Origin of the sequence: Psychrobacillus sp. FSL H8-0510 (genome assembly GCF_038008345.1) — a bacterium.
Taxonomy (GTDB): Bacteria; Bacillota; Bacilli; order Bacillales_A; family Planococcaceae; genus Psychrobacillus; species Psychrobacillus psychrotolerans.
In genome coordinates this window covers 2,558,039-2,578,762 of record NZ_JBBOYZ010000001.1, presented here as the reverse complement: position 1 = coordinate 2,578,762, position 20,724 = coordinate 2,558,039, and the positions used below count along the sequence as shown (strand labels likewise).

18 protein-coding genes and 2 other annotated features are annotated in these 20,724 nt (G+C 37.3%); of the genes, 12 read left to right on the top strand and 6 right to left on the bottom strand.

Features of this window, described 5'->3' with window-relative positions; all coding sequences use genetic code 11:
• The first annotated feature begins 31 nt into the window (after positions 1–31).
• The 7 genes from MHI40_RS12995 to leuS all read left to right on the top strand — a co-directional run bounded on the left by MHI40_RS12995 (position 32) and on the right by leuS (position 9,526).
• A complete protein-coding gene (locus tag MHI40_RS12995) occupies positions 32–1,216 on the top strand; it encodes an MDR family MFS transporter (RefSeq protein WP_340762996.1) in 1,185 nt (394 codons plus the stop codon).
• A 1-nt stretch (position 1,217) separates the two neighbouring features.
• Positions 1,218–2,561 carry a sigma-54 interaction domain-containing protein gene (locus tag MHI40_RS12990; protein WP_340762995.1) on the top strand — a complete coding sequence of 448 codons (1,344 nt, stop codon included), beginning with the start codon at positions 1,218–1,220 and terminating at the stop codon, positions 2,559–2,561.
• Positions 2,562–2,982: 421 nt separating this feature from the next.
• Positions 2,983–4,305, top strand: coding sequence for a GntP family permease (locus MHI40_RS12985; RefSeq protein ID WP_340764512.1), 1,323 nt, complete (start codon positions 2,983–2,985; stop codon positions 4,303–4,305).
• Between the two features lie 44 nt (positions 4,306–4,349).
• Complete coding sequence (locus tag MHI40_RS12980; protein WP_340762994.1) at positions 4,350–5,117, top strand: 3-hydroxybutyrate dehydrogenase; 768 nt, start codon at positions 4,350–4,352, stop codon at positions 5,115–5,117.
• A 152-nt stretch (positions 5,118–5,269) separates the two neighbouring features.
• Positions 5,270–5,959, top strand: a complete 690-nt coding sequence (locus MHI40_RS12975) for a CoA transferase subunit A (RefSeq protein ID WP_093536810.1) — start codon at positions 5,270–5,272, stop codon at positions 5,957–5,959.
• 13 nt (positions 5,960–5,972) lie between these two features.
• Positions 5,973–6,626 carry a 3-oxoacid CoA-transferase subunit B gene (locus MHI40_RS12970; protein ID WP_340762993.1) on the top strand — a complete coding sequence of 218 codons (654 nt, stop codon included), beginning with the start codon at positions 5,973–5,975 and terminating at the stop codon, positions 6,624–6,626.
• A 48-nt stretch (positions 6,627–6,674) separates the two neighbouring features.
• Positions 6,675–6,887, top strand: a binding site (T-box leader).
• Positions 6,888–7,114: 227 nt separating this feature from the next.
• Positions 7,115–9,526 carry a leucine--tRNA ligase gene (gene leuS / locus MHI40_RS12965; protein ID WP_340762992.1) on the top strand — a complete coding sequence of 804 codons (2,412 nt, stop codon included), beginning with the start codon at positions 7,115–7,117 and terminating at the stop codon, positions 9,524–9,526.
• A 121-nt stretch (positions 9,527–9,647) separates the two neighbouring features.
• Here the strand turns inward: leuS and MHI40_RS12960 are convergent, their stop codons facing one another.
• On the bottom strand, positions 9,648–10,430 hold the full coding sequence (locus MHI40_RS12960) for a hypothetical protein (protein ID WP_340762991.1): 783 nt from the start codon (positions 10,428–10,430) through the stop codon (positions 9,648–9,650).
• Positions 10,423–10,947: a sigma-70 family RNA polymerase sigma factor gene (locus tag MHI40_RS12955; RefSeq protein ID WP_340762989.1), complete on the bottom strand. Its 525-nt coding sequence runs from the start codon at positions 10,945–10,947 to the stop codon at positions 10,423–10,425. The genes MHI40_RS12960 and MHI40_RS12955 overlap by 8 nt, the downstream gene beginning before the upstream one ends.
• Positions 10,948–11,080: 133 nt before the next feature.
• On the opposite strand from MHI40_RS12955, the gene MHI40_RS12950 reads away from it, so the two are divergent.
• On the top strand, positions 11,081–11,491 hold the full coding sequence (locus MHI40_RS12950; RefSeq protein WP_340762987.1) for a VOC family protein: 411 nt from the start codon (positions 11,081–11,083) through the stop codon (positions 11,489–11,491).
• Between the two features lie 67 nt (positions 11,492–11,558).
• Positions 11,559–12,266 (top strand): DNA alkylation repair protein, encoded by a 708-nt coding sequence (locus MHI40_RS12945; protein WP_340762985.1) that lies wholly within the window; start codon positions 11,559–11,561, stop codon positions 12,264–12,266.
• Positions 12,267–12,460: 194 nt separating this feature from the next.
• Here MHI40_RS12945 and MHI40_RS12940 read toward each other — a convergent pair whose 3' ends face one another.
• The 3 genes from MHI40_RS12940 to MHI40_RS12930 form a co-directional block, all read right to left on the bottom strand.
• The gene (locus tag MHI40_RS12940; protein WP_340762984.1) at positions 12,461–13,042 is read right to left on the bottom strand and encodes an anthranilate synthase component II; all 582 of its coding nucleotides are present in this window, start codon (positions 13,040–13,042) and stop codon (positions 12,461–12,463) included.
• A complete protein-coding gene (gene trpE / locus MHI40_RS12935) occupies positions 13,039–14,427 on the bottom strand; it encodes an anthranilate synthase component I (protein WP_340762983.1) in 1,389 nt (462 codons plus the stop codon). Before trpE ends, MHI40_RS12940 begins: the two co-directional genes overlap by 4 nt.
• A 66-nt stretch (positions 14,428–14,493) precedes the next feature.
• Positions 14,494–14,725 (bottom strand) — a binding site (T-box leader).
• A gap of 24 nt (positions 14,726–14,749) precedes the next feature.
• Positions 14,750–16,012: a BaiN/RdsA family NAD(P)/FAD-dependent oxidoreductase gene (locus MHI40_RS12930; RefSeq protein WP_340762982.1), complete on the bottom strand. Its 1,263-nt coding sequence runs from the start codon at positions 16,010–16,012 to the stop codon at positions 14,750–14,752.
• Between the two features lie 358 nt (positions 16,013–16,370).
• On the opposite strand from MHI40_RS12930, the gene MHI40_RS12925 reads away from it, so the two are divergent.
• Both MHI40_RS12925 and MHI40_RS12920 read left to right on the top strand, forming a co-directional pair.
• Positions 16,371–17,987 (top strand): putative polysaccharide biosynthesis protein, encoded by a 1,617-nt coding sequence (locus MHI40_RS12925; protein WP_340762981.1) that lies wholly within the window; start codon positions 16,371–16,373, stop codon positions 17,985–17,987.
• Positions 17,988–17,996: 9 nt separating this feature from the next.
• Positions 17,997–18,719, top strand: coding sequence for a pseudouridine synthase (locus MHI40_RS12920; RefSeq protein ID WP_340762979.1), 723 nt, complete (start codon positions 17,997–17,999; stop codon positions 18,717–18,719).
• A gap of 36 nt (positions 18,720–18,755) precedes the next feature.
• Here MHI40_RS12920 and MHI40_RS12915 read toward each other — a convergent pair whose 3' ends face one another.
• Positions 18,756–18,977, bottom strand: coding sequence for a DeoR family transcriptional regulator (locus MHI40_RS12915; RefSeq protein ID WP_093536820.1), 222 nt, complete (start codon positions 18,975–18,977; stop codon positions 18,756–18,758).
• A gap of 339 nt (positions 18,978–19,316) precedes the next feature.
• On the opposite strand from MHI40_RS12915, the gene pepV reads away from it, so the two are divergent.
• Positions 19,317–20,723, top strand: a complete 1,407-nt coding sequence (gene pepV, locus MHI40_RS12910) for a dipeptidase PepV (RefSeq protein WP_340762978.1) — start codon at positions 19,317–19,319, stop codon at positions 20,721–20,723.
• Position 20,724 lies beyond the last annotated feature (1 nt).

The window sequence follows — 20,724 nt, the reverse complement described above, 5'->3', positions numbered from 1 at the left end:
TTCTGAGTGCAATAGAAATGGGGTGTTACAATTGCCAAAAGCAGTATGGTTTTTAATAATTGGAATGTTTATCAATACAATGGGAAATTCTTTTTTATGGCCATTACATACAATATATATGCATGAGCATTTAGGACAAACACTAACGATGGCAGGAATCGTGCTAATGATTAATGCTGGAACTGGAGTTATTGGTAACTTACTTGGTGGTTACTTATTTGACAGAATAGGTGGATATAAATCTATTATGTTCGGAATTATATTGTCAATGATTTCACTTATGCTTTTAACTTTTTGGCATGGATGGCCAGAATATATATGGTTTGTGGCAATTTTAGGTTTTAGTGGTGGTATTATTTTCCCTAGCATGTATGCGTTAGTAGGTAGTGTCTGGCCCGAAGGTGGTCGTAAGGCGTTTAATGCTATATACTTGTCCCAAAATTTAGGAGTGGCTCTTGGTCCGGCCGTGGCAGGATTGGTTGCAGATCATAATATTAATAATATTTTTCTAGCAAATTTATTGACTTATGTATTATTTTTAGTGGTTGCAGGCGTCTATTACCGCAAAATGGGACTTGCACCAAATATTAATGCTTCTGTACTGAAAAGTTCTAAAAAAATCAAACAAAAAGCACCGTTTTATGCGTTGTTAATTGTCACTATCGGTTATATGTTTACATGGGTAGCTTATGTACAATGGACTTCTACCATTTCTACTCATGTGTTGGATTTAGGTATAACATTAAAACAATATAGTTTACTATGGACTATAAATGGTGGACTCATATTGGCAGCTCAGCCACTTATAAAGCCAATTATAAATAGATTGGAGCATAAGATAAAAACACAAATGATTCTTGGCATAGCTATATTTATGGCGTCATTTGTTGTTGTTTCTTATGCGGAAGATTATACAATGTTTATCGTTGCAATGGTAATCCTGACACTCGGGGAGGTATTTATCTGGCCAGCAGTACCAACATTGGCTGGACAGTTAGCTCCAAAAGGGAGAGAAGGATTTTATCAAGGTATAGTGAATAGCATGGCTACTATTGGAAGAATGATTGGTCCGTTAGCTGGAGGTATTTTAGTAGATGTATATGGTATTCAAGCCATGTTCTTTGTTTTCACTTTGCTAATAGGGTTAGCAATAATTCCTACGCTTTTATATGATCGACCACTGAAGAAAGCAGAGCTGGAGAAGGAAGTGATTTAGTTTGGATAATTTTCAACAACATTTACCAACTTCTGTACTTGCCGAAATTTTAGAAAATGCATTTCAATGGTTTGTTGTAGTAGATGCAGATTCGAAAATTCTATATATCAACGAAGATTATTGCCGCTTTCTTGAAGTAACGAGAGAGGAAGCGATAGGTAAACCAGTAGCTGATATTATTGAAAATACGAAAATGCATGAAGTTATAAAGTCTGGTGTTCCAGACAATGCATCTCCACATTATATTAAAGGAACGTATATGCTAGCGAATCGAGTTCCTCTTTTTGTAGATGGAAAGATTGTTGGGGCTTTTGGAAGTGTAATTTTCAGAGATATGTCCGATTGGAAAAGACTAAGTTCTCATGTTCGTACCACAATGGAAAGAATGCAGTTAAATATAGAAGACAATAGTTATACCGAGTACAGATTGGAAGACATAAAAGGAAGTTCACCAGCTATCCGGAAGATTAAAGAAACGACTGGAATAATAGCACCTAGTGATCTTCCAGTCTTAATTGAAGGGGAGGGTGGAACTGGAAAAGATATGTTTGCACATAGCATACATCAGCTTTCTGAACGCTCGGACTTTCCTTTTGTTAAAGTGAATTGTGCAGAAGTTCCGGTTGAGTTATTGGAAAGGGAACTATTTGGTGTATATAATCCACTTACTGAAACTGTCCAAAATGGAAGAGTTAAACAAGCAGATAAAGGGACTCTATATATAGATGAAATTAGTGCACTTCCGCTGACACTTCAAGCAAAGTTATTAAGAGCAATGCAAGAAGAGGAAATTACTCCACTGAATTCGGAACAGAGGGAAAAAGTAAATATTCGAATAGTTGCTTCGTCCAACATTTCCCTTTCTCAACTAATTGAGGAAAAGAAATTTAGGGAGGATTTATATTATCGTTTGCAAGCAATTACATTGAAAATTCCACCTTTAAGAGAAAGAATGGAAGATTTTGTTGATTTACTGAATTTCTTTTTACAAAAGTTCATGCTTCACGCGGGGCGAAGACATATCACACTCGCAACAAAAACTCGGGAATTACTTCAATCCTATCATTGGCCAGGTAATGTAAGGGAATTACAAAATATTTTACAGGCTGCTGTTTACTTAGCAGAAAAAGATACTATTATGCCTTCCGCTCTGCCTTCCCAGATTAAGTTAAGTAATGTACCTTCTTTTCAAACTACGGGGACGCTTGAGGATATATTAGCAGAAGTAGAAAAGAAAGTACTTCAATCTTACTTAGAGGAAGAGTCTGATAAAAGACAAATTGCCAAACAACTTGGACTCAGTAGATCAACACTTTACGAGAAGATAAAAAAACACAACTTATGACCTAAATCCGTTTTTCTGGACACGTATCCAGAAAAACGGATTTTTATTTTATTTCTAAATACCTCTTGATAACAAGTTTGATTAAATTTATATCCGAAAATTCGGATTTTAAGGATATTTACAGTTAACATTTCTGTCACATTTTATATTGATAGAAAATTATGGTTGTGCTTTAATGACTTATGAAAGCGCTTTTAAAATTTTGTATTCAAAAGTTAACCAAGGAAGAAATCTATTCACTGCAGAGTTTAGATTTTGGATACTAGCAAAGAAAATTGGTTGTAAATGAATTTACGATTAGGATGATCGCGCACTTAATTTTTTCTTACTTGATTTTGTTATTTATTTCAATCACTTTTATACACGGATGCTACAAATACAACTTATTACTCTTAAATAATTGGGGGAAATGTAAATGGAAATATTGAGTATGGTCGGTCTTATAGCAGGTTTAGCCTTACTAATAGTGTTGACTATGAAAGGCGTTAATATTTTAATAGCTGGTCCTATTTCAGCATTATTGGTAGCTGTGACAAGTGGAATGCCTTTATTTTCCCAGCTTGCTGGTAAAGATGAGGCTGATTATGTTACGAGTTATATGTCAGGTTTTACTGGTTTTATCGCTTCGTGGTATTTGATGTTCTTACTTGGAGCGGTTTTCGGAAAGGTCATGGAGGATAGTGGTGCGGCAGATTCCGTATCCAAGTGGATTGTTGGTAAGTTGGGGATGAAGTATGCAGTACTAGCTATTGTCCTAGCTTGTGCAGTATTAACATTTGGAGGAGTAAGTCTTTTCGTAGTTGCTTTTTCTGTCTATCCAATGGCTATTTCTTTGTTTAAACAAGCGGATTTACCGCGTCGTTTTATACCAGCGACATTAGCCTTAGGATCTGTCACGTTTACGATGACATCTGCGGGTTCACCTGAAATTCAAAACTGGATCCCAATTCAATATTTAGGAACTGATGCATATGCGGGTTGGGAAGTAAGTATAATTGTCGCTTTGTTTATGGCCACTTTTGGATACTGGTGGTTGAAACGTATTATTCAAAAGGCTGTCAATAAAGGGGAACGTTTTATAGATCGTGAAACAGATCCAACATTTGATACTAATAGAAATCTGCCAAATCCGTTTTTAGCAATGATTCCATTACTAGTAGTACTAATAATCTCATATATTTTCCATGATAAACTTGCGCAGTCGGCTTTAATAATTGCATTACTTGGTGGTGTAATTGCCACTTATATTGTTGGACGAAAATATTCTAAAAATTTCTGGGAAGCATTTTCAGCAGGTACAGTCGGTGCGATTATAGCAATCGGAAATACTGCCGCAGTAGTGGGTTTCGGAGGAGTTGCTAAAAACGTACCTGCATTTACAACGGCAGTAGAGGCAATGACAAATATTCCTGGTTCACCTCTAATTGGTGCTGCAATTGCGGTATCGGTAATTGCTGGTATGACGGGTTCTTCATCGGGTGGTCAGACAATTGCATTGCCATTGTTAGCCCCGCATTATCTAGATATGGGAGTAAATGCTGAGGCATTACACAGGGTCGTAGCCATTTCTTCGGGTGCCCTTGATTCATTGCCGCATAATGGCTATGTCGTCACTACTATTCAATCAATCTGTGGTGAAAAACATAGTGCAGCTTATTGGCCAGTTGCTGCGACCACTGTAGTCGTACCAACACTTGGTGTAATAATTGCGATTATTCTCTTCTCGTTTGGATTAGGGATTTAAAATTACTGAAAATTACTATACGACATATTTCTGGAGGTTATAAAATGGTAAAAGATAGAGTGCTCCTTATTACAGGAGCAGCAGGGGGCATTGGGTTGGAGATTGCTCATGAATTTTATAAGGCTGGGGCGATTGTAGTACTAACAGATCTAAATGAAGAAAAAGTAAAAGAAGCCGCAAAACTTTTAGGGGATGATGTATTAGGTCTTAAATGCGATGTGACAAAGGAAGAAGATATTATTGACTCAATTAATGTCACTATAGAGAAGTATGGAAGTGTGGATATTCTTATTAATAACGCCGGTATGCAGCACGTTGCAATGTTGGAAGATTTTCCAACAGAACGCTTTGAATTATTGATAAAAATAATGCTGACTGCTCCGTTTATAGCAACTAAACACGTTCTTCCGCATATGCGGAAGAACGGATTCGGGAGAATTATCAATATGGCATCTATAAATGGTTTAGTCGGTTTTGCTGGGAAAGCAGCGTATAACTCAGCTAAACATGGTTTAATTGGACTTACGAAAGTTGCAGCTCTGGAAACAGCAGCGGATGGAATAACTGTCAATGCAGTTTGCCCAGGCTACGTGGATACCCCACTCGTTCGAAACCAATTCAAAGATTTAGCAAAAGTACGAAATGTTGCAGTGGAATCTGTATTGGAAGAAGTGTTATATCCTCTAGTTCCACAAAAAAGACTGTTAGAAGTGAAGGAAGTTGCAGATCTAACTCTTTTTTTAGCTAGCGATTCCGCTAAAGGAATGACCGGGCAAGCAGTTGTTTTGGATGGTGGCTATACTAGTCAATAGGTATTCTATTTATATAAAAACTTTGGATTCAATTCTAGGTGCGATTCAGAATAATAATGCTTAGAATCTAGGTATAAGAATATAGTTTGCTAAGTTGTCGAATATTTGAGAAAATAATAATGTATCAAGCTTAGATGAAAGGGGATTGGAGCATGAAACCTATTTACAATTCAGCTAAAGAGGCTGTTGCAGGGGTGCAAGATGGAATGACGCTGATGGTTGGAGGTTTTGGACTAGTTGGAATTCCAGAACAGCTAATACTGGCTTTAGTCGATAAAGGTGTGAAGGACTTAACGGTTATTTCGAACAATTGTGGCGTGGATGACTGGGGTCTAGGTCTGCTACTTAAAAATAAGCAAATAAAGAAAATGATAGGTTCATATGTTGGAGAAAACAAAGAGTTTGAAAGACAAGTAATCTCGGGTGAAATAGAGGTGGAATTGACTCCACAAGGAACTCTAGCGGAGAAAATCCGTGCTGGTGGGGCTGGAATTCCCGCTTTCTTTACTCCTGCTGGTGTAGGTACTACAGTGGCGGAAGGTAAAGAAGTGCGAGTTTATGATGGAAAAGAATATGTACTAGAAGAGGCACTTCGAGCGGATTATTCTTTCATACGTGCAGCTCAAGCAGATAAATTCGGAAATCTTATCTATAATATGACAGCGCAAAACTTTAATCCAATGATGGCTGCTGCTGGTAAAATTACCATTGCAGAGGTAGAAGAAATTGTAGAAACAGGAGATTTAAATCCTGCTCAAATACATACACCAAGCATTTATGTTCAAGGTCTATTCCAAGCGGAACAAGAAAAAAGAATCGAACGTTTAACGACACGTTCTTAAGGAGGAGTTTCGATTGAATTCACGTGAAAAAATTGCAAGAAGAGCAGAAAAAGAAATTGAAAATGGAAACTACGTAAACTTAGGAATTGGAATTCCGACTTTAGTTGCGAATTTCATCTCTCCCGATAAAACGGTCGTTTTACAATCGGAAAATGGCTTACTTGGTATTGGACCGTACCCAACCGAGCAAGAAGTTAACCCTGACCTTATCAACGCAGGTAAGGAAACAGTAACGACTATTCCAGGCTCGGCTTTTTTCAATAGTGCAGAGTCATTCGCGATGATTCGCGGAGGACATGTCGACGTGGCTATTTTAGGTGCGATGGAAGTATCCGAAAAAGGTGACCTCGCTAACTGGATGATCCCAGGCAAGATGATTAAAGGCATGGGAGGGGCAATGGATCTCGTGCACGGTGCAAAGAAAATTATCGTCATTATGGATCATTGTGCTAAAGACGGTTCTGCAAAAATTAAAAAACAATGTGAATTACCTTTAACAGGCAAGGCAGTTGTGAATAAAATAATAACAGAACGGGCAATGATAGAAGTAACAGAAAATGGACTTGAATTGAAAGAGGTATTCGAGGGTTACTCTATTCAGGATATTATAGATGCTACAGAAGCGGAACTTATAATTAATAACGTAATAGAAAATGTCTCTATTTAACATCAGCTTGTATTTTAAAGTGGAATCCATTATTATTAAAACTAATAGAAGTCGACTGTGAAAAGGATTAGTAAATAAATCTCGTATCTTTAGAGAGCTAACGGATGGTGTAAGTTAGCGTTACGAATTATTGAACTCGCCTTTGAGTCTGTATAAGTGAACTGATAGTAGCTTGTACCGTTTTCCGCGTTAAGGAATCAAGTTGAGTGAAGTTTTCACTAATTTGGGTGGTACCGCGTGAGTATATCTCTCGTCCCTTAGTTTTTTAAGGGGCGAGTTTTTTTATGTCTAGCTTTAGAGTCTAACCTCTCGGGGCAAATGTGAAATAGCTGATGTGGCTGAGGTGCTTCTTCCTAGGTCCGCACGATGCGGGTTATGTCTGCTATGCCACAGGATGTGGTGCACTTTACAGATCTATCCTAAACACATTTGCCTGTCGAGGCAGAAATAGGCGCTTCCGCTTTTCATACATTGGAGGAGGAAAATTTATGAGCTTTAATCATGAAGCAATCGAAAAAAAATGGCAAAAGTATTGGCAAGAAAACAAAACGTATAAGATGACAGATGATCCGTCTAAACCAAAATTCTATGCATTGGATATGTTCCCTTATCCTTCAGGAGTAGGTCTACATGTAGGTCATCCACTTGGATATATCGCAACGGATATTCTAAGTTCGTTTAAACGTAAACAAGGTTATAACGTTCTTCATCCAATGGGGTGGGATGCTTTTGGACTTCCAGCGGAGCAATATGCAATTGATACTGGGAACGATCCTGCAGAGTTCACGGCAAAAAATATTGCTACTTTTAAACGTCAAATGACGGATTTAGGATTTTCTTTTGACTGGGACAGAGAGGTAAATACGACCGATCCTTCTTATTACAAATGGACTCAATGGATTTTCATCCAGCTGTACAAAAAAGGCCTAGCATATGTAGATGAAGTGCCGGTAAACTGGTGTCCAGCATTAGGAACTGTTTTAGCTAATGAAGAAGTAATTGACGGTGTGTCAGAGCGTGGAGGGCATCCAGTAGAACGTCGTCCGATGCGACAATGGGTACTTCGTATAACTGCTTATGCAGACAGACTTTTAGAAGATTTAGATGATCTTGACTGGCCAGACAGCTTAAAAGAAATGCAACGTAATTGGATAGGACGTTCAGAGGGTGCGGAGCTTACTTTTGAAGTGGCAGGCACGAAAGAATCCTTCCGTGCATTTACAACACGTCCGGATACAATTTTTGGTGCAACCTATGCAGTATTAGCGCCTGAGCATAAGCTTGTGGATGCTATAACTACTGAGGAACAAGCAGAAGCAGTGCTAGCTTATAAAGATCAAGTGAAATTAAAAAGTGACCTTGAACGTACAGATCTTGCAAAACATAAAACAGGTGTATTTACAGGTGCTTATGCCGTTAACCCAGTAAGTGGAGAGAAGATGCCAATATGGATTGCTGATTATGTATTAGCGACATACGGCACTGGTGCTATTATGGCAGTTCCTGCACATGATGAGCGTGACTACGAGTTCGCAAAACAATTTGATTTGCCAATCGTGGAAGTAGTTGCTGGTGGAGACATCTCACAAGAAGCTTACACTGCTGATGGCACACTTATTAATTCTGAGTTTTTAAATGGCTTAAACAAACAAGAAGCAATTGCCAAAGCGATTGAATGGTTTGAAACAAATGGTAAAGGTGAGAAGAAAATTACGTATCGTCTACGTGATTGGTTATTCAGTCGTCAACGTTATTGGGGCGAGCCGATTCCAATTATTCATTGGGAAGATGGCACTTCTACACCAGTAGAAGAGTCTGAATTACCGTTAATGCTTCCAGTTACTACAGATATTAAACCAAGTGGTACAGGTGAGTCGCCACTAGCTAATATTACGGAATGGGTTAATGTTGTGGATCCAGTAACCGGTAAAAAAGGCCGTCGTGAAACGAATACTATGCCTCAGTGGGCAGGTAGCTGCTGGTATTACCTACGTTATATCGATCCAAACAATGACGAGGCACTTGTCGATCCAGAACTAGTGAAACGCTGGCTTCCAGTGGACATTTATGTAGGTGGAGCAGAGCATGCAGTACTTCATTTATTGTACGCACGTTTCTGGCATAAATTCCTTTATGATATTGGTGTAGTTACTACGAAAGAGCCATTCCAAAAGTTATTTAACCAAGGGATGATTCTTGGAGAAGGTAACGAGAAAATGTCTAAATCGAAAGGGAATGTAGTTAACCCTGATGATATCGTGAAAAGTCATGGAGCCGATTCACTTCGTCTTTATGAAATGTTCATGGGGCCACTAGACTCCTCGAAACCATGGTCTACAAATGGTTTAGATGGATCAAGAAGATTCCTAGATCGTATATGGCGTCTATTGGTCGATGAAGAAGGTAAGTTGAGTGCTAAAGTTACGGATACTTCTTCTGATAATATGGAAAAAGCATATCATCAAACAGTTAAAAAAGTAACGGAAGACTTTGAAGCAATGCATTACAATACCGCTATTTCACAAATGATGGTATTTATCAATGAAGGATATAAAGCGGAGCAAATTTCAAAAGAATATGTTGAAGGATTTGTGAAGCTTATTTCTCCAATCGTTCCACATATTGCAGAAGAATTATGGCGTATTCTTGGACATGACGATACAATCGTTTACGAATCTTGGCCAACATTTGATGAATCGAAACTAGTAGACAATGAAGTAGAAATCCCAGTTCAAATTAAAGGGAAAGTACGTGCAAAATTGAACGTTGCTAAAGATGCAACAAAAGAAGAGTTGGAAGCATTAGCTCTTGCTTCAGAACAAGTTCAACAATGGTTGGATGGTCAAGAAGTGAAGAAAATTATTGCAATTCCAGGTAAAATGGTCAATATCGTAATTTAATGAAGCTGTGACTATAAATAAGAGTATTTAAAATCATCTCAACTCTATGCTTTTCTTAGAGTTGAGATGATTTTTTTGTTGAATGGTTAGTAGAAATAAGCAACTTTTTTATTTGCAATAACTATTGGAATTCATAAGGGTTAGGATAACCTATTTCTATTAATTCCTCTGGTGTCATCTTAACTAATTCTTCAAGAGGATAATAATTAGGACTATCGATATTTAAATCATAACTATCGTGTGATTCAAGAATCTCATCTTGCTCTAAATTTAAAAAATCAGGATTTTCTAAGAGATCCGGGCCGGCATATGATAGATACAAGTAAAGGTTCCCGTTTGGAATGAATGTAGCCTTTAAAATATGAGAAGTCTCTTTAGAGTAAATAAAGCGATCAGCATCGGTTGAAGAAATAACTTTAATCCCATCAAAATTATTAAAAAGTTTATCAAAGTTTTTTTCATCTGTCTTTTGGAATATTATTAAATCTAATTTATCATTATAAAAATAAAATCTCGCTTTACCATCATAATCTAATATTAAGTCAGCAATACTGCCATCCTCCTGATATTCTACGGAGTAATTTTCACCAAAGCTTTCTTTTACTTTCGATTGTGAGTCACCTAATGTAACCCCATTAAGATAAAGTAAACCTTGTTCTTCTGAAAATGTGGGTTTGGTTAAATCTAATGGTAATTCAGTTGCAGACTGTTGTTCATTTTCCATAATAGATTCGTTTAAGACAAAAAGCACAGCACTCATTGTTAGTAGTGTGCTAATCACGACATATCGCCATTTATATTTTGGTCTTTCCTCGTTTAGTTCTATTTCTTTCAATACGTTTCGCATAACTCGTTGTCTACTCGCTGTTAAATCTTTTACTTTAGAAGGTATATAGTTATTCATTTAAAAGCGCCTGCCATTCTATTCCCTTCAGTTGATTTCTTAATAATTCCTTGCTACGCCTCAATCGAGTTTTTACAGTGCCTTCTGGAATAGAAAGAATATGGGCAACCTCACCAATGGTCATCTCGTTAAAATAGAAATAAATAAGAACTTCTCGGTGTTTTAAAGGCAATTCAAGGATAGCTACTCCAATAATTGCTTGCTCGTCTTTTCTAACCAGTTCATCTGTATTTCGTTTGCTAGTTGGCGTGGAGAGTTTGTTTTGCAGTTGTACTTTTCTATAGGTCCAGCTTTTTAAATAATCTTTGCTTTTATTAACAGTCATTGTTGTCAGAAATGCCTTTAACTCACCGCGCTCTTCATAACTGTTCTGATTATGATAAAATTTTATGAATACTTCTTGTACAATATCCTCTGCCGTTTGGAGATCCTTTACGTAGTAATAAGCCAAACGTATTAGGGGTTCTGTAAATTGCAGCATTAACGTTTTTAGGTCATTAATATTTATCAAAACCACAACTCCTTTCCATATATAAACGATTCCTAGAGTTTTAAAGTTTGTATTTTTCTGAATTATTTTACTGATATGCCTTGAAAGTTCTGAAAAATGATATGATGAAGGTTATAAGAATATGGGAGGGATGTGTGCAATGAGTTCATTTATTAAAAGAGTGGGAACTACATACATACCAGTTGTTAATCCAGAGAAATCATCATTATGGTATCAAGAAATGCTAGGAGCTGTTGAAAATTTTAGAAATATGGACAAAGCGATTTTAGAATTTGCAGATCAAAGTTTTTTTCTTGTTAAGGCCAAAAAAGGAGAACGGTCTTGTTTTTTGGATATTTATGAACAGGAACATTTTACAATGACTTTTGAAGTGAATGGAATAGATCGATTAATAGAATTTAACAGCTTTCTTCAGGAAAAGGGAGTACGTGTTGGGAAAATTGAAAATCGGGGGCATCCCGGCACCAATTTTGTATTCTATGATTTAGACGGGAATATGTTTGATGTATGGAGTGAATTGAGTCCTACTTTCAAGGATAGATTGGATTAAAATGATTTAGTGATATTTGAACGAGCGTTATATCTGTGAAAATCAAAAATAAAGGAAGTGCGAATAGATGAATTTTGAAGAAGTTATGCAGGAACTCGAAGCTCTTGGTAAAGAAAGAACTAAAAAAATATACATATCCAATGGAGCACATGAGCCACTTTTCGGCGTGGCTACTGGTGTGATGAAACCAATTTCAAAGAAAATAAAAATAAATCAACAGTTAGCGGATGAGCTATACGCAACAGGGAACTATGATGCCATGTATTTTGCCGGTATTATTGCAGATCCAAACGGCATGACTGAAGCGGATTATAATCGCTGGATGGATTCAGCATATTTTTATATGCTTTCTGATTTTGTAGTAGCTGTAACTTTGTCAGAGTCCGATATCGCTCAAGAAGTTGCGGACAAATGGATTATAAGTGACGAGGAGTTGAAAATGTCAGCAGGGTGGAGTTGCTACTGCTGGCTTTTGGGGAATCGAAAAGACGTTGAGTTTTCAGAAAGTAAAATGTCTAATATGCTTGATATGGTGAAAAATAAGATTCATGAATCACCTGAACGAACAAAATCTTCGATGAATAACTTTATATTAACTGTGGGAACTTCTTATGTACCTCTGCATGAAAAAGCACTGGAGACTGCAAAGGAAATAGGCATAGTTGAAGTCAAAAGAGACAACAAAAAAAGCAGTTTCTTAAATGCTTACGACAGTATTCAAACAGCAGTAGATAAAGGAAGAATTGGTTTTAAGCGCAAGCATGTTAGATGTTAATATCCTATAGAGCTGCTTGTCCTTAATAGGGATAAGCAGCTTTTTTCTATTTTTTGGTTAATCCAACTAGCGTGCTCAAAATTCCAACTAAACCTCTCATTTTTACAACTAAACCCTCCAAAATTCCAACTAAAACACCTGTAAGAGATTTTTCGGATCAAAAAAGCTCCTAGAACGATCCTAGGAGCTCCCTTTTATATATTTTCTCCGAAGCTTTCGATGAATGACTGCATTATTCGGCTTCCTTGTTCTGTCCCAATAGATTCCGGGTGGAATTGAAGGCCGTATAAAGGGTAGTCGACATGTTTGATGGCCATTATTTCATTGTCGTCTTCTGACCTTGCTAGAATTTCTAGTTCGTCTACTAATGACTCTCCGTCTATCACAAGTGAATGATATCGCATGACTGAAATTGGCTCCTCGAAAGTTTTGAACAAAGCTTGAGGACTATAAGATATGGTGGACATTTTACCATGTCTAATGGTTTTTGCCTGCACAATTTTTGCTCCAAAAGCTGCGCCAATCGATTGATGGCCAAGACAGATACCTAAAATGGGATACTTTTTATATAGCTTCTGAATAATGTCGATTGAAACACCTGCATTTACAGGAGTACCAGGGCCAGGAGAGATAATAATAGCCTCAGGGTTCAGTTCTTCTAGTTCTTCAATAGTAATAGCATCATTCCGAACGACTTTAACGTCTTTGCCTAACATACTGACTTGTTGATATAAATTATACGTAAAAGAATCATAGTTATCGATTAACAAAATCATCGTTGCACCTCCAAGAGAGCTTTAGCTTTATTAATCGTTTCTTCATACTCGCTCTTTGGAATAGAATCGTGGACAATACCAGCTCCAGCTTGAACATGGGCATAATGATCTTTTACAACCATTGTACGAATGGCAAGTGCCAAATCCATATTACCTGTAACAGATACATAGCCGACAGCCCCCGCGTAGATCCCACGTTTCATTGGTTCTAAATTATTTATAATCTGCATAGCTCTAATTTTCGGTGCACCTGAAACAGTTCCAGCAGGTAAGCAGGTAGTTAACACATCTAAAATATGTGCATTTTCAATTAGTTGTCCAGTCACCTCAGACACAATATGCATGACGTATTTATAGTATTCAACTTTCATATATTTCTCAATTTGAACAGTTCCTATTTCAGCTATTTTACCAATATCATTACGTCCTAGATCTACGAGCATTCGATGTTCTGCAACTTCTTTTTCATCATGCAATAAATTATGAGCAATGCGAGCATCTTCCTCAGGAGTTTTCCCGCGAGGCTTTGTCCCTGCTATAGGGTTCGTTGTTACTATTCCATTTTTTACTTTTACTAAGCTTTCGGGAGATGTCCCCAAGATAGTGTAAGTTTCAAAGTCCATATAGAACATATAAGGAGATGGATTGGAAGTACGAAGCTGTCGATACAACGAAAAAGGGTCTCCGTCAAATGGAGAGGTAAAACGTTGAGATAGGACAACCTGGAATATGTCGCCTTTTAAAATATGTTCCTTTGCTGTTTCCACCATATTCGTAAAATCTTTCTCCTGAATCTGTGGTTTAAAAGAGAGAGAGGGTTCCGTTCGTTCAGGATTTATCGGTCCCTGCTCTAGTTCAGACAATATCTTATCAATAGCATCAGTCATCGAATCTGAAGAACGCCCATTTTGGAATAAATCGATCGCAGCTATGGAAACCGTCTGTTTTAGATGATCAAAAATAATAAACGTATCGTAAAACATAACATGTACATCTGGCATATCTAATTCGTCGTTTAATAAATCTCCTATTTTTTCATTATAAAAAGCAGTTTCATATCCGAAGTAGCCAATAGCACCACCAAAAAAAGAAAATGGATAGCAGTCTTGATGAATTGGCATCATCTGTTTAAGCTTTTCTATCACTGACCTGTGTTCACTTTCGGTTGCACGATTTTCGACGGATAGTGAATATCCATGCTGGTCTCCGGTTAGTTCCCCGATAGGGTCAACTGCAATAAAGGAGTATCTTCCACTTTCCTCATGCTTAGCGGAGGATTCAAATAACACTTTTTTCCTTCCGTGCAAAGAATGGTAAATGGATATAGGAGTCATCATATCTCCTTGGATTTCTTTCATTTGATAACTTTTTGTCTCAACTGTCATTTCTCAGCTCTCCTATTCTTAACTAATCTAAGCTCAACTCAACTAAACACAAAAAGGCCCTCCATCGCAAAGGACGGAGAGCCGTGGTGCCACCTTTATTGATTACTATTGTAATCCACTTATTGCAACCTGACAGTTGCGAGTCCTATAACGTAGACGAACGCCAAAACCTACTGATTATATACGTTCAGCTTTGGAGCTAAGAAGCCCATTCACTTTATTGCTTGCACTGACTCGCAGCTACCGTCAGCTCTCTAGAGCATTTCATAAAGTTACTATTCTTCCTAATCGCTTATTAACGTATATTGTAATATAAATTATCTTATAATTCAATCGATTTTGCGGCACTCATTCCAGCAATTTTACCTGTAACAAGAGCAGAGGTGATATTGTAGCCGCCTGTGTATCCGTGGATATCTAATATTTCCCCACAAAAATAGAGTCCAGGCTTCTTCTTCGACGCCATTGTTTTTGGTTCTATCTCCTTGATGGATACACCTCCACCAGTAACAAAGGCTTTTTCTAATGGTTGTGTCCCATAAACAAAGACATTGAATTGTTTTAACTCATGTGCGAGTGCACGAATCTTTTCATGCGGAAGATTTTGGCCATCTTCACTTTCTTGAATAGCAGTACGTTGAAGTAAAAACAATAGCCATCTTTCAGGAACAATACCTTTCCACACATTTTTTACTGCTTTTTTGGGATCCTCTTTCAAAGCAGATAGAAGCATTTGAAAAGTTTGTTCTTCATTCTGTTCTGGAAGGCTATCAATTCGAACAGAGACAGGTTGTCCGCCATTTTTCTTTTGTTCTTTTACAACAAATTGACTGCATCTTAAGATGGCTGGTCCACTTAAGCCGAAGTGAGTAAACAACATATCCATCTCATGCGTAATTATTGGTTTTCCTTTTTTATTTAACACAGAAACACCAGCGCCTCGAAGTGCAAGGCCTTGAAGTTCTTTCGATTTGATGAATGTCTCATTGGATAAAAGAGGTACCTCTGTCGGATATAAATCCGTGACAGTATGACCCGCTTTTTCTGCCCAAGGATATCCGTCTCCAGTAGATCCGGTTTGAGGAACTGCTTTGCCCCCAACCGCTACGACAATAGCACCGGAAGTGATTTCTTCACCTGAAGATAGTCTTACACCAATTACTTTTTCATCATTCATTAACAACTTGGAAACTACTGAATTTAACTTGATTTCTACTTGTAGTCTTTTCAATTCATCTAATAGAGCATTTACAACATCCATCGCCTTGTTAGAAACTGGGAACATTCTTCCGTGATCTTCTTCTTTTAAAGCAACTCCTAGATTTTCAAAAAACTCGATGATATCCTCATTATTAAATACAGAAAAAGGGCTAAATAAAAAGCGGCCATTTCCAGGGATATTTTTTACAATCTCTTCTTGAGGTAGTCTATTTGTAACGTTACAACGACCACCACCAGATATAGCAAGCTTTTTCCCAAGCTTATTTCCTTTTTCGATTAGTAGTACCTTTTTGTTTTCTGCCCCAGCCGCCGCCGCAGCCATCAGTCCTGAGGGACCCCCACCAATTACAATAACGTCATACATAATATATTCACACTTTCGGTTTTTTCTTTATTATACATGATTGTGGTTTTGTTTAGACAGTTGTAAACTGTAAGATAGACATTTTAACTTTATTAATCAAATATTTTTTGCGACGAGCTTGCTCAGGAGCAGAAGTATCCCACTTCTATAAGTGATGTGGTGAATGCAAAATATGTATTCAACTAAATGGTATCCACAAACCTCTGCTTAATAAAGTTAAAGCCTCCGGCGGATGCCACAGATTTTTAGATGAATTTCTCAGGCGAGCTTGAGAAAAATCTGGGCGCACTGTTTTCTGCGACGAGCTTACGCAGGAGCACATTCGCCGAGGCGAATTTGATAAGAATGGAAGGGTTAGATGGCATCAAATTTACTGAAAGGGACAATGATTTTAACAATTGGTCTCTTATTATCGAGAATACTAGGTGTTCTATATGTAATACCTTTCTATCAAATAGTGGGGGAGGAGTATATTGCACTTTATCAATACGCTTATACTCCATATTCCATCATGCTAGCAATTGCAGTATCTGGAGTACCAATTGCTGTATCAAAGTTCGTATCTAAATATAATTCCCAAGGAGATTATGCTACTGGAAGAAAGCTCGTGAAGTCGAGCATGTTGCTTATGGGAGTGACCGGGTTTTTAGGGTTTTTAATCCTCTACTTCCTTGCAGATCCAATAGCTCATCTTATTATTAAAGATGATGAAGCAGTATTTTCCGTAAATGATGTAGCTTCTGTGATTAGATTTGTCAGTTTTGCAGTTATTGTAGTTCCGGTTATGAGCTTAGTAAGAGGATTTTTCCAAGGGTATCAACATATGACACCTACAGCAATTTCTCAATTATGGGAACAAATTGTTCGAATCCTATTTGTGTTAGTTGGTGGTTTCTTTGTTGTTTATGTATTCAATGGTACAGAAAAGACTGCAGTATCCTTTGCTGTATTTGCCGCGTTTTTAGGTGCAATTGCAGGATTAGTCGTTCTCGTATGGTATTGGAAAAAATTGAAGCCGGAGTTTAACAATTTGTTAACTACATCAGGGAAGATTAGTTCAGATGTATCATTAACAAATATTTATAAAGAAATGTTAATTTATACTGTTCCTTTTGCACTTGTAGGAGTTATTAATCCTTTATTCCAATTTATCGATATGATTACGTTTAATAATGCGATGTCTGTCATTGGAATAGGTGGGGATATATCTAACACATTATTAGGCATGTTAAACTACACTACCCACAAGCTTGTAATGATTCCTGTCATGCTTGCAACTGGTTTTAGTATGACGCTAATCCCGTTGATCACTAGTTATTATGCAAAACAAGATTTTGTACAGGTTCGTAAAGCGTTGGACCAATCATTCCAAATTTTATTGTTTTTAACTGTACCTGCAGCAATGGGGATTTCTGTTTTAGCAGATGAATTTTACTTAGTGTTTTATGAAGCTAGTGAAACAGGGGCAACCGTACTTGCCCATTACGCTCCAGTTGCTATATTGTTTGCTTTATATCCAGTAACGACTGCGATATTACAAGGAATTGATCGTCAAAAGTTAATAATTTTAAACTTATTGCTTGGGATACTAACGAAGCTAATCCTAAATACGCCGCTTATTAAAGCTTTTGAAACTGATGGTGCTATTATCGCTACAGCATGTGGTTATCTAGTGGCAATCGGGTTAAACTTATTTGCTATTCGCAAGACATTACATTATAAATCGAATATGGTCGTTCGAAGAGTAATGCTTATTATTATCGTCAATGTAATCATGTTAGTGCTTGTGTTCCTAGTCAAATTAGGATTTGGACAATTCATGACGATTGATACTAAACTAGAAGGATTACTTACGATTATCGTTTGTGCTGGTATTGGAGCTGTATTTTATGCTTTTGTTACATTACGCTTGGGTCTTGCTCAAAAACTCTTCGGAGAGAGACTTACACGCTTTACCAAAAAAATTGGTTTTTAGGAGAATAAAATGCGATTAGATAAATTTCTATCTCATATGGGATATGGTACAAGAAAAGAAGTAAAAATATTGGTCAAATCCAAAGTTATTGAAGTAAATGAAGCTGTTGTAAAAGACAGCTCCATGCACGTGAACGAGCTGAAGGATAAAGTGACCGTTTACGGAGACGAAGTAGTATATAAAGAGTTCATCTATTTAATGATGAACAAACCACCTGGAGTAATTTCTGCGACAGAGGACTCTAGGGAGCAAACAGTCATAGATCTATTAGATGAAGACGTACGTCATTTTGAACCATATCCAGTAGGAAGATTAGATAAGGATACTGTAGGTCTTCTTCTATTAACGAATGACGGGGCTTTGACACACCGACTTCTATCACCCAACAAAGACGTACCCAAAGTGTATTACGCGAAAGTAGAAGGTGTAGTAGATGAATCGGATATTACAGCCTTTTCCAATGGAGTAATATTAGATGATGGCTATCATACAAAGCCAGGCATACTAAAAGTTTTAAAAAGTGATTCTATTTCTGAAATCGAATTGGCCATTACAGAAGGTAAATTTCATCAAGTGAAAAGAATGTTTGAAGCAGTTGGAAAAAACGTAGTTTACTTAAAAAGGCTTTCGATGGGGTTACTTGAGTTGGATGCTACATTAGCAGAAGGTACATATCGAGAACTAACAGAAGAAGAGCTAACACAAATACAGCAAAAGAATGACCAGGCTTAAGTTTTAGCTTGGTCATTCTTTTCATATTGTTCATATCTAAGATGTCATTTTAACGCGTTTGTTCGTCGTGGTCCATTTACCTCTTGTTGGGCTAATGATTAAGTCATTAAAAGCAAGCACATTCAAATCTCGTTGAATTGTGCGAGGAGTGATGCCAAATTCATCGACTAAATCTTGTGTTGTAACTGTCCCGTGATCACGGATGAACATATACATGTCTTTTATTCGAGTTAGCATCCGATCAGTAGTTGGTTTCATAAGTAACCACTCCTTCATCATGATATCCCTTGGCTAGACTAGCGGACGACTTGGGTGAAAAGCAACTGAGTAATTGCAATTTACAGCCCCTTTACAAAATGATAGTCAAAGTATTTACTTTCTGACAATTCCATTATAATAGATTTCTATTAAAATTTCTATAGATATAATCATATTTACAAAACATTCACAATTCTTTCCAATGAATACCAAGTCAGAAAAGAATGTTATTTTGTTGGCAAAACACTGTCTGAAGGTTATAAAATGCCTTCTTTTTTTGTGTCTTTTACTATAAAAAGTGTAAAATGGAATATAAGCATTACTTAGGAGGATATTAATATGAATTGGTTAGAACTAGCAGAATCCAAAAAGGCAGATATCATAGCAGAATTGCAAAGATTAATACAAATTCCAAGTGTGATGGATGAAAAAGCAGGTAATGATGAAATGCCTTTTGGACCTAAACCGTTGGAGGCTCTTCTCCACATGTTGAACGAAGGTGAGCAAGAAGGATTTATAACAAAAAATGTAGATAATATGGCTGGACATATTGAAATGGGTGAAGGCGAAGATATATTAGGAATCCTTTGTCATGTTGACGTCGTGCCAGAAGGTAAAAATTGGACGTATCCACCGTTTGAAGGTGTTGTAGCTGACGATAGAGTGTATGGCCGTGGTGCTATAGATGATAAAGGTCCAACTATTGCTGCATGGATGGCCATGAAATTAGTAAAAGAAGCAGGGATTAAGTTATCCAAAAAAGTCCGTCTTATTATTGGGACAGACGAAGAAAGTGGATTCCGTTGTATGGATAGATACTTTGCAAAGGAAGCAATGCCTCAGATGGGATTTGCACCGGATGCTGATTTCCCAATTATTAATGCAGAAAAAGGAATCGCGAGTTTGATCTTTACACAAACTGGTTCTGCTGATACAGAAACGATTCAGTTTTTCCAAGCAGGTAACCGTACAAATATGGTGCCAGATGAAGCATTCGCAGTTATCTTCGGTGGTCTCCATATGATTAAAGAAAAGTTCCAAACATTTGCAGCTGAATTTAATGCTGAGGGAGAAGTCACACAAGAAGGCCCTATGGTTAAAGTGCTTGTTTTTGGTAAATCTGCACATGCAATGGAGCCAGATGATGGGATTAATGCAGGTATACTATTGGCTAAATTTTTACAAAACATTAATCTTACTCCACATTCCAAAGCGTTCGTTAACTTTTTAGTAAATGCATTTGGAGAAGATAGCAGAGGGCATGCCCTGGCACTCAATTTCACAGATGAGCTTTCTGGAGATACGACCTTAAATCCTGGTGTTATTCACTATGCCCCTGCACAAGGATCTTGTACGCAAGTAAGTTTGCGTTATTCTGTAAGCTATCCTTTTGACGAACAGTTAAGTGCCTGCAGAGAAGTACTTAGTGGTTCAGGCATTACTTTGGATTTAAGTACTAATTCTAAGCCTCATTATGTCGATAAAGAAGATATACTTATTAAATCTTTACAAAAAGTATATGAAAGACATACCGGTGAAAAAGCAGAGTTATTATCTATCGGTGGCGGCACGTATGCAAGAGTATTAGAAAAAGGGGTAGCATTTGGTATGGTGTTCCCTGGCAGAAAAGATGTAGCACATCAAGTGGATGAATATGTAGATATCGAAGATCTAATAAAAGCAACTGCTATTTATGCAGATGCAATAGTAGAACTTGCTGGAAGCTCAAATTCGGAGGGAGAATGAA

Coding starts and splice junctions, on each gene's coding strand:
- MHI40_RS12950 (WP_340762987.1), top strand. CDS start 11,081: ATGAGTTCATTTATTAAAAGAGTGGGAACTACATACATACCAGTTGTT.
- leuS (WP_340762992.1), top strand. CDS start 7,115: ATGAGCTTTAATCATGAAGCAATCGAAAAAAAATGGCAAAAGTATTGG.
- MHI40_RS12925 (WP_340762981.1), top strand. CDS start 16,371: ATGGCATCAAATTTACTGAAAGGGACAATGATTTTAACAATTGGTCTC.
- MHI40_RS12940 (WP_340762984.1), bottom strand. CDS start 13,042: ATGATTTTGTTAATCGATAACTATGATTCTTTTACGTATAATTTATAT.
- MHI40_RS12915 (WP_093536820.1), bottom strand. CDS start 18,977: ATGAAACCAACTACTGATCGGATGCTAACTCGAATAAAAGACATGTAT.
- MHI40_RS12920 (WP_340762979.1), top strand. CDS start 17,997: ATGCGATTAGATAAATTTCTATCTCATATGGGATATGGTACAAGAAAA.
- MHI40_RS12960 (WP_340762991.1), bottom strand. CDS start 10,430: ATGAATAACTATATACCTTCTAAAGTAAAAGATTTAACAGCGAGTAGA.
- MHI40_RS12930 (WP_340762982.1), bottom strand. CDS start 16,012: ATGTATGACGTTATTGTAATTGGTGGGGGTCCCTCAGGACTGATGGCT.
- trpE (WP_340762983.1), bottom strand. CDS start 14,427: ATGACAGTTGAGACAAAAAGTTATCAAATGAAAGAAATCCAAGGAGAT.
- MHI40_RS12945 (WP_340762985.1), top strand. CDS start 11,559: ATGAATTTTGAAGAAGTTATGCAGGAACTCGAAGCTCTTGGTAAAGAA.
- MHI40_RS12975 (WP_093536810.1), top strand. CDS start 5,270: ATGAAACCTATTTACAATTCAGCTAAAGAGGCTGTTGCAGGGGTGCAA.
- MHI40_RS12980 (WP_340762994.1), top strand. CDS start 4,350: ATGGTAAAAGATAGAGTGCTCCTTATTACAGGAGCAGCAGGGGGCATT.
- pepV (WP_340762978.1), top strand. CDS start 19,317: ATGAATTGGTTAGAACTAGCAGAATCCAAAAAGGCAGATATCATAGCA.